Consider the following 12,690-nt stretch of genomic DNA (forward strand, 5'->3'; position numbering starts at 1 on the left):
AATTGGTTCGTAGTTGCGCTACCCTCCGGGAAGCCACTTCGTGTCTATAGCGCACTCAAGCACAATCACCAGCCCTTCAAGCCATTTTCCAAAAAAACGAAGGTGAAAAACTACCTTCAGCAATTTACCGAAACTCCAAACACAAGCGAAGCTGTAATCACATACCTGTAAAAATATCAACCGTATTAAAATTATCAATAAATGTTTTTGTTAAGCCAGCGCTTTTAGTTTTCAATCTTTAGCAATTGAACAACGCAACTGCAAGGCTTTTAACTATTTGAATTTAAATTGTCATACGCCGCCAGTGATTATTACAATACCGCAGCCCAAAAGTATTGTCAATTCGTAGAGTCAAATTAAAAATATCAGGGTTTATTGACAGAATTTACAATTGCACTATTGGTTGTTTAAATCAAAATCTCAAGAAAGTTTAGAAAAAATTATATTAAGGGGAATTATGCTCTCTTGGGTGCGATCGCACTTTGCACAGTGCCGGAGGTGATGCGCAAGCCGTCACTTCGCGATCGCTTGAAGGTAGAGTAAATTTTTCACCTTGCAGGACAACTATTTGGAGTACTGTTAGAAGCAGCATTAGACACAGAAGAAATGAGTGTGACTTCACCTTTGCCATTGAACACCCAACCGGTAGCAGGGACAATTTCTATTGGCTTAGGTTTAATTCTTGCAGCGCGTGTCTTAGGTTGATTTTGCGGTGCTGTGGTTAGTGGTAAGCGAATGTCTGACCAAATAGCGTCAGAAGTTAGCGGTTCGTAAGGGCTAGGAGCCAAGCCACCGCGTCCTGTTATGGTACTGCCACCACCACCAGCTTCCACATATACAGCAGCGCCATTAGTCAAAGATATATCTGCTCTTTGACTAGAAGCAGGAAAGCCCAAACTCAAATTATTACCATTGATATTAAGCCCCACAGTACCGGATGTTGCTAATCCTCCTATCTCGACTCGACCACCATAAGCATTGAGTTGTCCACCATCCATACTGACATTGCCACCAACCAGTAGTAAGCTTTTCCCATCCCCAACACGCAAACCAGAGACATCAAACCCAGCAGGATCTACTCCTGCTGATGCAGTTGAGTTGTTTTGAATCGGTTGAGTAGCAATTTGGTTAAATAGCAGTGCTGAAGGATTAACTGTGAGCAAAGCAGGATTATTTGGAACACTTGCACTGAAAGTCCCAAGATTACCAAACTGAATAGCATTAGCAGTGGTTGCTACAAACGAACCGCCGACATTTAAACTGGCATTTTTTCCAAAAATAATGCCTGAAGGGTTGATGAAGAATAGATTTGCACTACCCGACGCTTTAATAATTCCATTTTTTGATGAAAAGCGCGACCATTATCAGTGGATGAATGTAGGGTGGGAAGGGTTAAAGCGTGTTTATCGCTGTATCATTCATTTTGATATTAAGAACGGGAAAATCTGGCTACAGCAAAATTTAACTGACCAAAATCCGGCGGAGGAGTTGGTAGCAATGGGTGTACCACGAGAGGATATTGTTTTAGGTTTGCAACCTACTTATAAACGGCAGTATACAGATTATGGTGTGGCTTAGATGTTACTGGATTGAGCCTGAAACCGCGAACCCACAGATGTAATGAGTACAAGAAATAGTAATATTTCTTGCACTCAAGTTATGGATCCTGTGTAGTACGCTCAATACTTATGTGGGCAAGATGCCCACACTACGATAATTTAACGTTTTCGTCTTTTACAAATTAGCTACACATCAGAGAATAGTTGCGATCGCCCTTCGAGAGCAAAGCTTCACTATCACTAATGAACCGTCGTCGCAAAATCAGCTGATACCGTTGGCTCAGACTGCTGCAAGTAACGATAAAGACGATTGAGAGCATTCATATAAGCATAGGCTGCTGCAACAACGATGTCTGTATCAGAAGCTTGGCCAGAAAAAATACGCTCTTGATGTTGTGCCCGAACTGTCACAGTTCCTAGAGCATCAATTCCGCCCGTCACAGATTGAACAGAAAACTCAATGAGTTGATTGGGAATCTTTACAAGTTGGTTGATTGCTTGATAAACTGCATCTACTGGGCCTGTTCCTACAGATGCAACAGTCAAAATTTGTCGCTCTGGAGTCACAACTGTAATGGTTGCACTAGGATAAGTGCTATCACCGCAAATCACTTGGATATGTTCAATTTGAAAAGCGTTTTCTACTTGTATCTGGGTTTCGTCTCGAACTATAGCCTCTAAATCCCAGTCAGACATCTCTTTTTTCTTGTCTGCAACTTCCTTAAACCGGCTGAAGGCTTTATTCAAATCAGCCTCACTCAGTTGAAAACCTAATTCCTGAAGTCTAGTGCGGAAAGCATTGCGCCCTGAGTGTTTACCCAAAACAATACGATTTTCTGGCAAACCTATAGAAGCAGCTTCCATAATTTCATAGGTTTGGCGATGCTTAAGAATCCCATCTTGGTGAATTCCAGATTCATGGGCGAAAGCGTTTGCTCCTACAATTGCTTTATTAGCCTGAACCTGCATTCCTGTTAATTGAGAAACTAAGCAAGAGGTTTTGTAAATCTCTTGGGTTTTGATGTTGGTTAAGGGTGCCTCTGAATCAACTGGGCGATTGAAGTAGGGGTTGAAATAGGGTTTACGAACTTGCAACGCCATTACAATTTCTTCTAGTGCAGCATTACCGGCTCGTTCACCAATTCCATTAATTGTACATTCCACCTGACGCACACCATTCTCAAGTGCTGCCAAAGCGTTGGCTGTTGCTAAACCCAAATCGTTTTGGGTATGAACTGAAAGAATTACGTTGTCGAAGTTGGAAACATGTTCTCGAATACCCTGAATGAGCATTGCCATTTCTTTAGGTGTGCAGTAGCCAACGGTATCGGGAATGTTAATGGTAGTTGCACCAGATGCGATCGCCACTTCCAGCACTTGATACAAAAACTCTGGATCGGTTCTGCTGGCGTCCATTGGCGAAAACTCTACATCATCCACAAAAGATTTAGCATAAGCTACCATTTCCTTAGCGATCGCGAGTACTTCTTCCCTTGACTTTCTCAACTGGTACTTTAGGTGAATATCAGAAGTTGAGATCATTGTATGGATTCTGGGATGTGCAGCATATTGTACTGCTTGAGCCGCCGCTTGAATATCCTGTCGCGTTGCTCTTGCTAAACTGCAAATAATTGGTCCACCTGACACTCCGACTTCTTGAGCAATGGTTTTCACTGCGGCGAAATCGCCAGGGCTGGCTGCTGCAAACCCTGCTTCAATTACATCGACTCCTAAGAGAGCAAGTTGATGAGCGATCGCCAGCTTTTCTTCTACATTGAGTGTTGCGCCTGGTGATTGTTCCCCGTCTCGTAGTGTGGTGTCAAAGATAATGACTCGGTCTGTTTGGGGTTGAATGCTCATAACTTCCTCCCGTAGGATTGAATATTTTTAGGATCAGCACTTTGACTATTGTATACAATATTCAAATATTGTATACAATATAAAGTATGAATTTAAATGATTTAGCAGCAAATGTACTGCAAAAACAACGCAGCGCCCCTGATCTGATCGCAGAAGCTTTGCGGGAAGCGATCCTACGGGGAATTTTTCAAGAAGGACAATCTTTGAGACAGGATGAAATTGCCACTCAGTTTGGAGTCAGTCGCATTCCTGTGCGTGAAGCTTTACGACAGCTAGAAGCAGAAGGATTGGTAACGTTGCACCTGAACAAAGGAGCAATAGTATCAGTTTTAACAAGCGCAGAAGTACAAGAAATCTACGAGATACGTAGCGCTTTAGAAACGACAATTCTTCGATTGGCAATACCTAATGTAACGGAATCAACGCTACAAAAAGCATCTGAGATTTTGGAAGCGACTCACCACACAACTGATGCACCGCGTTTAGTACAACTGAACTGGGAATTTCATGCAGCGCTTTATGCGATCGCCAACCGTCCTCGATTACTAACAATGATCAAAAACCTACACACTAACATTGATAGGTATATACGCCTGCTTATTGCGCAGATGAATGACTTAGAACGCTCACAAAAAGAACACTATCAACTCCTAAATGCTTGTCGTGAAGGAGATAGTAAAGCTGCTGTTGAACTTTTGAAACAGCACATTGAAGTAGAAGGAGCAGAACTAGTTATGTACTTGACGCAAATTAGAAGATAAGAGTTTTCAGCGTTATAATTCTTCTATATTTTCTCCCAATTCCTTTAAACGTGCAGCTAAACGTTCAGCACGTTGACGTTCAGCATCTGCGCGATCACGTTCAGCATCTGCGCGTTGGCGTTCGGCTTCTGCGCGATCGCGTTCAGCATCTGCGCGTTGGCGTTCGGCTTCTGCGCGATCGCGTTCAGCTTCGTCTGGTAACAAAACTAAATTTCTCTCGCGGTCATAAAATCGTAACCAGGATGCAGTTTCTCGGATAATCGTTCCTTCCCAAGTTCCCAACCAAAACCCCAAAGTTTCGCACCATAACCAACCTTGTTCATTAGCAACTAAAGGCTGATAGCGGAGATCGCTATCTAAGCGCCATCCTTGTAAAGAATTAGGGTCAAACGGGTCAAAAACAAAATAATCCCGAGTTCTAAAAACTCCTTCATAGAGATTTTTTTTCTCACGTAGATCAACATTTTTCGTTGAAGGAGACATTAACTCAATAATCACATCAGGATAGCGTCCATTCTCATCCCATACAACCCAACCTTGGCGAGAACGCTCTCCTTCAACATTGAGAACCACAAAAAAATCTGGTCCCTTAAAATCGCGATTTCGTACTTGGGCACTACTGTAATAAATAAACATATTACCGCCTGTGAAGTAATCATTGCGGTCTGACCAAGCTTGTTCCAGAGACTGGATTAAAACATTCATTGCAATGCGGTGGCGGTTACTTTCCAAGGGTTCTCCATCATCAAATATTAAATCTGTTGGTGGCTCAGGTGGTTCCCAATCTGGGATATCAGCTGGGGATAGACTTTGATCTTGAATAAGATTAGGTGACATATTATACCCTGATGCGTTTACATTTATTTGTCAGTTGCTGTGTATTTAATTTGTATATGGAACGCGGGCAAGATGCCCGCACTACAATAATAATTTTATATTTTCCTGATTTTATCGCCGATACTCGTCGCCACAATCGCCAATTAACTCATATAAATCGCCTGACTTTTGAGACACAGCATCTATCTGATTTAAATCGTCAGCATCTAGCGTGAAGTCAAATACTCTGGCATTGTCTTCTACATGCTCAGATAAACCAAGCCTTGCACCAACAATAACACCTCCAACTGATGGTTTGTCCAAAATATAACGCACAACTACATTTGCAAGACTAACACTGTGTTTATCTGCTATTTTTTTCAGAGTAGAAAGTAATTCTTGAAATAGACGCCAACCACCCCAAGCCTCAATCATATTCTTATATTTTCTTAAACTGGTGGTTGTAAGGTCAAATCCTCGTGGATCTGGTTTCCCTATATACTTTTCTGACAAGAAACCACCACAAAGTGTCCCATAAGTGAAAAGTTTAATATTGTGCTGTTGACAAAATTCAATCATCTTTACTTCAGGACGACGGTCAACAATAGAAAATTGCACTTGATTAGAAACGATTCTAATACCTGCTTCTGTGATAATTTGTAAGTGTTCAGTATCAAAGTTAGTTAAAGCTAAATGCTTGATTTTTCCCTCAGCTTGCAGCTCCGCCATATACTTGAGGGCATCCAGGTAGTTTTTATCTTGATACTCCCACCAATGAAATTGCATCAAATCTAACGATGCAACATCCATTCGTCTCAAAGATATATCAATATTTTCTTCAACGATTTTCTTCGTCATTTTACCAGGGCGAGGAACCCATTTTGTAAAGGCTTGAATATCAGATAAAGCCTCTTCACCACGAGTTGCAACAACTTGACGGCGAAACTCACCGATCAAGTCTTCTGCTGGGCCATAATGGTCTGCTAAGTCCCATGTAGTAAAACCTGCATCTATATACTTAAACATACTTTCAATGGCAGCTTTTGGATCAATACGTCCGTGTCCGCCAGAAACTTGCCACATTCCGTTTAGAACACGGCAAATGTTTAAATCAGGTGTAAATTGTAAACGACTTGATGCTGGTAGGTTCATTTTGGATTCTGGGTTATACCATTTCTTTGTGACGCTGCATATATTAACCCCCCGGCTAAGCCGTCCCCCCTTACCAAGGGGGGACTACAGGGGGGTCAAGCTATGTACATCTTCATATTAAATTGGTATTAGTCAGTTGTTGTTTTTTTGTTCTATTTACGCCAGCGATTTTCAGCTTGCTTTAGAACATAAGTCGAGACTTCTAGTATTTCTTGTTCAGTGAGGCGATCTTTATAAGCTGACATATTATTTTTACCATTTGCCACTATCAAGGAAATTGCCTCTACTGAATCCATACCATACTTTTTTAACGCTTGTAGCTTCAAATTCTTACCACGCCTGATGATATTACTACCATTGATATGACAACCAGTACATTGAGCGCTAAAGATTTTCGCCCCATTTGCCGTATCTGCGGCTGATGCGGTAGATATCGGGTTAAAAGTTAATACAATCAATGTTAGCAAAAGAATCGTGAATAGACGTTTTAACTTGATATACATTTCAATATCGCCTCTTGCCTGTTGAGCATGTTACCGTACCATGAAAAGTGTTCGGATTGAGAAAAGTCTCCTTCGTATTTCAGGCGACGGGCGTTAGCACACGTGATGTTCGATTTGTTTAGTACTAACGCCTAAATTGTAACAATTCTTAACAAAGCTTCTAATTTGGCACGTATTTTAGCAGACACCCGTATGGGAATACTAAATATATGATTTAAGGTTTAGCACTATGGCAAGTATTCTTGGCTACAAGATAAGCGAAGAAATTTACAACGGCTCTAGAACTCTAGTTTATCGAGGATCTCGACTAATTGACTCATTACCTGTAGTAATTAAATTGCTGAAAAATCCTTATCCGACTTTCAGCGAACTTTTGTCATTTCGTAACCAGTACACTATCACAAAAAACCTTAATTCACCTCTAATTGTCCAAACCTATAGCCTGGAAGCTTACGAAAATGGTTATGTGCTGGTGATGGAAGATTTTGGCGGTATTTCTCTGAAGCAATGGGGAGAGAGGAATACCCAAAAATCTCTAGAGGAATGTTTGAAAATAGCGATCGCACTGTGCGATGCCTTAAATGTACTCTATCGAGAGCGGATCATTCATAAAGATATAAAACCCAGCAACATTTTAATTAATGCCCAAACCAAACAAGTTAAATTAATCGACTTTAGTATCGCATCTTTATTGCCAAGAGAAACACAAGCGTTAGTCAATCCAAAAGTGTTAGAAGGAACACTGGCTTACATTTCTCCAGAACAAACTGGTAGAATGAATCGCTTGATTGACTACCGAACTGACTTTTATTCACTTGGTGTGACTTTTTATGAGTTACTGGCAGGAGAATTGCCTTTTGAAGCGAATGAAGCAATGGAATTGGTACATTCTCATATTGCGAAAATTCCCGATAAATTGAGCAACAGGAAAAAAGATATCCCCCAAGTTCTCTGTGAGATTGTAATGAAATTGATGGCAAAAAATGCAGAAGATCGTTATCAAAGTGCATTAAGATTGAAATTTGATTTAGAGAATTGTCTAGCTCAACTCAAGGAAACAGGTAGAATTGAGAGCTTTGATATTGCCAAAAGGGATTTATGTGATCGCTTTATCATTCCTGATAAATTATATGGAAGAGAAGCGGAAGTATCAACCCTGCTGCAAGCATTTGACCGAGTTAGCAAAGGTACAACAGAAATGATGTTGGTAGCTGGTTTTTCTGGAATTGGGAAAACTGCTGTCGTCAACGAAGTTCATAAACCAATTGTGAAACAGCGGGGTTATTTTATTAAAGGAAAATTTGACCAATTTCAACGAAATATTCCTTTCAACGGATTTGTGCAAGCCTTCCGGAATTTAATGGGACAATTATTAACAGAAAACGATTCACAGATTCAGCAATGGAAAAACAAAATATTAGAGATTCTTGGAGAAAACGGACAGGTAATTATTGATGTCGTACCAGAATTAGAAAATATCATCGGTGCTCAACCACCAGCAGTAGAATTATCAGGAACAGCAGCACAAAATCGATTTAACTTATTATTTCAAAAATTTACCCAACTCTTCACCAGTCTAGAACATCCCCTAGTAATATTTTTAGATGATTTGCAATGGGCAGATTTAGCATCACTAAAATTGATGCAGCTATTAATGGTTGATACAGGTTATCTTTTATTAATTGGTGCATACCGTGACAATGAAGTCAACCCAGGACACCCATTAATGTTGAATTTGAATGACATACAAAGAACACACTGCACGATTAATACAATTACTTTAGCACCACTCAATCAAGAACAACTCAATCAACTAGTTGCTGACACACTTAAATGTAAAGAAAGTCTAGCACTTCCCCTTTCTAGATTAGTTTTTCAAAAAACACAAGGAAATCCATTTTTTGCTACACAGTTTCTTAAAGCGTTGCAGCAAGAAAATATCATTCAATTTAATTTTGAATTAGGCTATTGGCAATGCGATATTGCACAAATAAAAACACAAGCGGTTACAGATGACGTTGTTAATTTTATGGCATTGCAATTAGGAAAACTGCCGCGATTAACTCAACAGGTATTACAAATAGCTGCTTGTATTGGCAATCAATTTGATATTGCAACTTTAGCAATTGTTTTAGAAAAATCCGAATTAGAAACGGCAAAATCTTTATGGAAAGCTTTACAAGAAGGATTGATTTTACCAATCAGTGATGTTTATAAGTTTTATCAGGGAGAGGATAATGAGAGATTTATACTGTCACCTAAAGATACCAGTAAAAGAATAGCTAAGTATCAATTTTTGCATGATAGGGTACAGCAAGCAGCTTATTTCCTGATTCCTGACGATCAAAAAACACCAACCCACCTTAAAATTGGACAATTACTTTTACAAAATTTATCTGAGATTGAGCAAGAGGAAAAATTGTTTGACATTGTTGAGCATTTGAATCTAGCACAAGAGTTAATTGTTCAACCAAGGGAACGCCAAGCATTAGCTGAACTAAACTTGAGAGCTGGAGTTAAAGCAAGAAATTCTACAGCTTACCCAGCAGCAAGGGTTTATTTGCAAATAGGTATTGATCTATTACAAGCAAATTCTTGGAGCCATCAATATGAATTGGCTTTGAATCTGTATCTCACATCTGCCGAAGTCAGTTATTTGAATGGTGACTTTGAGGGTATGGAACAGCAAGCAACATTGGTATTGCAGCAAGCAAAAACAGTTCTCGATAAGGTGAAAATCTACGAAATTCAAATCGCAGCAAAAACTTTACAAAGTTATGTGTTGGAAGCGATTGACGTTGGGAGAACAGCATTATTGCAGTTGGGGATTGAACTACCAAAAGAATCTGACAAAGCCGAGATAGGCAAAGCAGTGCAAACTCTCGCAAACCAACTCGAAAACATCGAAGTTGAAACATTGATCAATCTGCCACTCACAAATGATGCCGAAACTCAGTCTGCAATGCACATTATGGGAATCTTATTTGCACCCGTTATCCAAGGAATGCCAAGTTTATTGCCCTGGCTTAGTTCAAAGATGGTGAGTCTATCTCTCCAATTTGGTAACACGATCTCATCAACAATTGGGTATGCCCTTCACGGACTGGTAATGTCTGCCTTTTTCGCAGACGCAGTCACAGGCTATGCTTTTGGAAAAGTGGCTTTAAATTTACTTGAAAAATTTAATAGCCAAAAGATTAAGCCTATCGTGATGTTTCTTTTTGGCAATTTTATTCAGCCCCATAGAGAACCATTGAGGGACTCCATACAGACGCTAAAAGTTGCTTATGATACTGGGATCGACACTGGCGATTTTATGCATGCTGGATTTTCTTTGGCTACCCACAGTAATTCAAAATTTTTTAGTGGTGAAGAACTAGATAGTTTTGTCAAAGACATGGCTAATTATAGTGTTGCTTTAGCGCAGATAAAACAATATGCTGCTCAAGCCTATGTGAATTTAGGAAAACAAACAGCAGAAAACTTGATTGAGCCAGTTAGCCAACCACATTACTTAACTGGCAATACCTACAGTGAAACAGTGATGCTTCCTAAGCACCGACACGATAACGATCAAACAGCGATCGTTGAAGTCTATATCTACAAGCTGATCCTTGCCTACATTTTTGGTAATTATGCAGATGCGATTAACTACGTTGCTGAAGCACAGTTGTCTCTCAAAGCAGTATCAGGGTCGATTTTTGTTCCTATTTTTTATTTTTATGCAGCTCTGACACACCTAACACGCATCCTGAACGAGCCAGAAAAGGAGCAAGCTGAAATTCTTGCTATTGTAAAAACCTATCAAACCATTCTGGTTCAGTTTGCACACCATGCACCCATGAATCAGCAACATAAAGTTGATTTAGTAGAGGCTGAAAAACATCGGATCTTAGGTAAGAATTACGAAGCTGCGGACTGGTATGATCGTGCGATCGCAGGAGCCAAAGCCAACAAGTATATCCAAGAAGAAGCTTTAGCCAATGAACTGGCTGCCAAATTCTATCTCAATTTGGGTAGAGAAAAATTTGCCGAGTTGTATATGCAACAAGCTTATTATTGTTATGCTAAATGGGGAGCAAAAGCTAAAATAGATGACCTAGAAAAGCTCTATCCTCACCTGCTTAAACCTATCTTCGATCAAAAACAGATTAACCTCCATCCCCAGGAAAAAATAATCTCTTCATCTGCTCAAATATCTAGTCTTAGTAGCACTCATATTTCTGATGCCCTAGATTTTATCAGCGTACTCAAAGCGGCTCAAACTATTTCTAGTAGTATCGAATTAGACCAACTCATTACTAACTTGACTCAAATTACCCTCGAAAACTCTGGTGCGAAAAAATCTCTATTGATTCTCCCTCAAGACGACATTTGGCAAGTTCGAGCAGTTACTTCGATTAATTCCCAAAATCAAATACAAACCCTGCTTAAACCAAAATCACTAGATACTTTTGAAGATATTCCCACAACAATTATCAATTATGTCAAAAATATTCAACAACCTATAGTCATAGATAATTGTCAAACAGACATTCCAGGGTTAATTGGCGAATATATGCTCACATATCAACCCCAGAGTGTCTTATGTACACCCATAATTAATCAAGGAAATTTAGTAGCTATTCTATATCTAGAAAATCAAACTACTTCTGAAGTATTTACCACTGAACGTCTGGAAGTTATCAATCTACTTGCTTCCCAATCTGCCATATCTTTGGAAAACGCTCGACTTTATCAAAAAGCTCAACAAGCATTGCATGACTTACAACAGGCTCAATTACAAATTGTCCAAAGTGAAAAAATGTCAGCTTTAGGTAATTTGGTTGCAGGGGTAGCTCATGAAATGAATAATCCTCTAGGGTTTATATCTGCCAGTCTCAAACAAGCTAAACCTATCTTCTCTGATATTGCTGAACACTTACAAATATATCAAGAAACTTTTCCTAATCAGAGTAAAAAAATCCAAAGCCATGCCGAAGAAATTGATTTAGACTATAGCTTAGAAGATTTTCCAAAAATGCTTGGTTCGATGACAACGGCATGTGAGAGATTAACAAATATCAGCAATAGTTTACGTACTTTCTCTCGGTCTGACCAAGACTATAAAGTTCCTTTTGATATCCACTCTGGTATTGATAGCACTCTTCTCATTCTCAAACATCGTCTAAAGGCTAATGCAAAACGTGCTGCTATCGAAGTTGTCACTAACTACGCTAATTTACCTGAAATAGAATGCTTTCCTGGCCAATTAAATCAAGTGTTTATGAATATTTTAGGGAATGCTATTGATGCGTTAGAGGAATCAAACAATGGACTCACTTTTGAGGAAATTCAGCTAAAATCAAATTTGATTAAAATTACTACTATCCTGGTAGATAACTGTGTACAAATTATTATTGCTGATAATGGTATTGGAATAGATGAAACAGTTAAACAAAAGATTTTTGACCATTTATTTACTACCAAACATGTTGGTAAAGGTACAGGTTTAGGTTTGGCAATATCACGTAAAATTGTCGAAGAAACCCACGGTGGTAAATTGACGTGTCACTCTGTTTTTGGTGAGGGTACAGAATTTATTATTCAAATTCCTTTATGAGGTTTATCACTCAAAATTGATTTTGAATTCTGGCTCGAGAATTCTTCTTCAAAAATTAAAGAGTACCGAAACCTTGGAGTGGTGCGTTACGGACTTCGTCCTAACACACCCTACTTAAATTTCAAAAATCAAATGGGAATCCTATATAACAGCAATGATTTACCTCTATTATCCTTTTTTCTAAAAGCTCATCATTAAAAACAATTCTTTTTAAGTAAAATTATTTAATATTTATCAATTAGAGTCAAAAAAAATACCAAGAATGGAATGTCAAGTTAAATGAGGAAAGCTTCTACTAGACTCACGCTCTGGCTCTGCAATGTTCGCTGGTGCCTTTCGTTTAGCTATCTAGTTTTCTATCTAAAGGAAGTACCACTTATGGAGATATTAAGTCAGTATAGAGGAGGGAGTAGAGAGTCAGGTAATAAGTAAACGAA

At 39.2% G+C, this 12,690-nt stretch carries 8 protein-coding genes; 3 read left to right on the forward strand and 5 right to left on the reverse strand.

Translation table 11 applies throughout. From position 1 onward, the window contains the following. Window positions 1–548: 548 nt before the first annotated feature. Window positions 549–1,334 (reverse strand): two-partner secretion domain-containing protein, encoded by a 786-nt coding sequence (locus tag G4P69_RS40285; protein WP_310833804.1) that lies wholly within the window; start codon window positions 1,332–1,334, stop codon window positions 549–551. Here G4P69_RS40285 and G4P69_RS23010 point away from each other — a divergent pair. Then, entirely contained in the window at window positions 1,297–1,578 is a 282-nt protein-coding gene (locus G4P69_RS23010) for a XisI protein (RefSeq protein ID WP_243902092.1), read from the forward strand. The two genes, G4P69_RS40285 and G4P69_RS23010, sit on opposite strands and share 38 nt — an antisense overlap. A 221-nt stretch (window positions 1,579–1,799) precedes the next feature. Here the strand turns inward: G4P69_RS23010 and G4P69_RS23015 are convergent, their stop codons facing one another. Next, window positions 1,800–3,419 carry a 2-isopropylmalate synthase gene (locus G4P69_RS23015; RefSeq protein WP_208338787.1) on the reverse strand — a complete coding sequence of 540 codons (1,620 nt, stop codon included), beginning with the start codon at window positions 3,417–3,419 and terminating at the stop codon, window positions 1,800–1,802. Between the two features lie 86 nt (window positions 3,420–3,505). On the opposite strand from G4P69_RS23015, the gene G4P69_RS23020 reads away from it, so the two are divergent. Next, window positions 3,506–4,180, forward strand: a complete 675-nt coding sequence (locus tag G4P69_RS23020; protein ID WP_208338789.1) for a GntR family transcriptional regulator — start codon at window positions 3,506–3,508, stop codon at window positions 4,178–4,180. 12 nt (window positions 4,181–4,192) lie between these two features. On the opposite strand, the gene G4P69_RS23025 is transcribed toward G4P69_RS23020, so the two are convergent. From G4P69_RS23025 to petJ, 3 genes are all read right to left on the reverse strand, one after another. Next, on the reverse strand, window positions 4,193–5,017 hold the full coding sequence (locus G4P69_RS23025; RefSeq protein WP_208338791.1) for a Uma2 family endonuclease: 825 nt from the start codon (window positions 5,015–5,017) through the stop codon (window positions 4,193–4,195). A 111-nt stretch (window positions 5,018–5,128) separates the two neighbouring features. Beyond that, window positions 5,129–6,148: an aldo/keto reductase gene (locus G4P69_RS23030; protein ID WP_208338793.1), complete on the reverse strand. Its 1,020-nt coding sequence runs from the start codon at window positions 6,146–6,148 to the stop codon at window positions 5,129–5,131. Between the two features lie 152 nt (window positions 6,149–6,300). Further along, on the reverse strand, window positions 6,301–6,651 hold the full coding sequence (gene petJ / locus G4P69_RS23035) for a cytochrome c6 PetJ (protein ID WP_208338794.1): 351 nt from the start codon (window positions 6,649–6,651) through the stop codon (window positions 6,301–6,303). A gap of 229 nt (window positions 6,652–6,880) precedes the next feature. Between petJ and G4P69_RS23040 the strand changes: the two genes are divergently transcribed. Then, window positions 6,881–12,253: an ATP-binding sensor histidine kinase gene (locus G4P69_RS23040; protein ID WP_208351349.1), complete on the forward strand. Its 5,373-nt coding sequence runs from the start codon at window positions 6,881–6,883 to the stop codon at window positions 12,251–12,253. Window positions 12,254–12,690: the final 437 nt, after the last annotated feature.

Origin of the sequence: Aetokthonos hydrillicola CCALA 1050 (assembly GCF_017591665.1) — a bacterium.
Lineage (GTDB): Bacteria > Cyanobacteriota > Cyanobacteriia > Cyanobacteriales > Nostocaceae > Aetokthonos > Aetokthonos hydrillicola.

Bases quoted from the DNA above. Each gene is read 5' to 3' on its own strand.
- G4P69_RS23010 (WP_243902092.1), top strand. From the start codon at position 1,297: ATGAAGAATAGATTTGCACTACCCGACGCTTTAATAATTCCATTTTTT.
- G4P69_RS23015 (WP_208338787.1), bottom strand. From the start codon at position 3,419: ATGAGCATTCAACCCCAAACAGACCGAGTCATTATCTTTGACACCACA.
- G4P69_RS23020 (WP_208338789.1), top strand. From the start codon at position 3,506: ATGAATTTAAATGATTTAGCAGCAAATGTACTGCAAAAACAACGCAGC.
- G4P69_RS23025 (WP_208338791.1), bottom strand. From the start codon at position 5,017: ATGTCACCTAATCTTATTCAAGATCAAAGTCTATCCCCAGCTGATATC.
- G4P69_RS23030 (WP_208338793.1), bottom strand. From the start codon at position 6,148: ATGAACCTACCAGCATCAAGTCGTTTACAATTTACACCTGATTTAAAC.
- petJ (WP_208338794.1), bottom strand. From the start codon at position 6,651: ATGTATATCAAGTTAAAACGTCTATTCACGATTCTTTTGCTAACATTG.
- G4P69_RS23040 (WP_208351349.1), top strand. From the start codon at position 6,881: ATGGCAAGTATTCTTGGCTACAAGATAAGCGAAGAAATTTACAACGGC.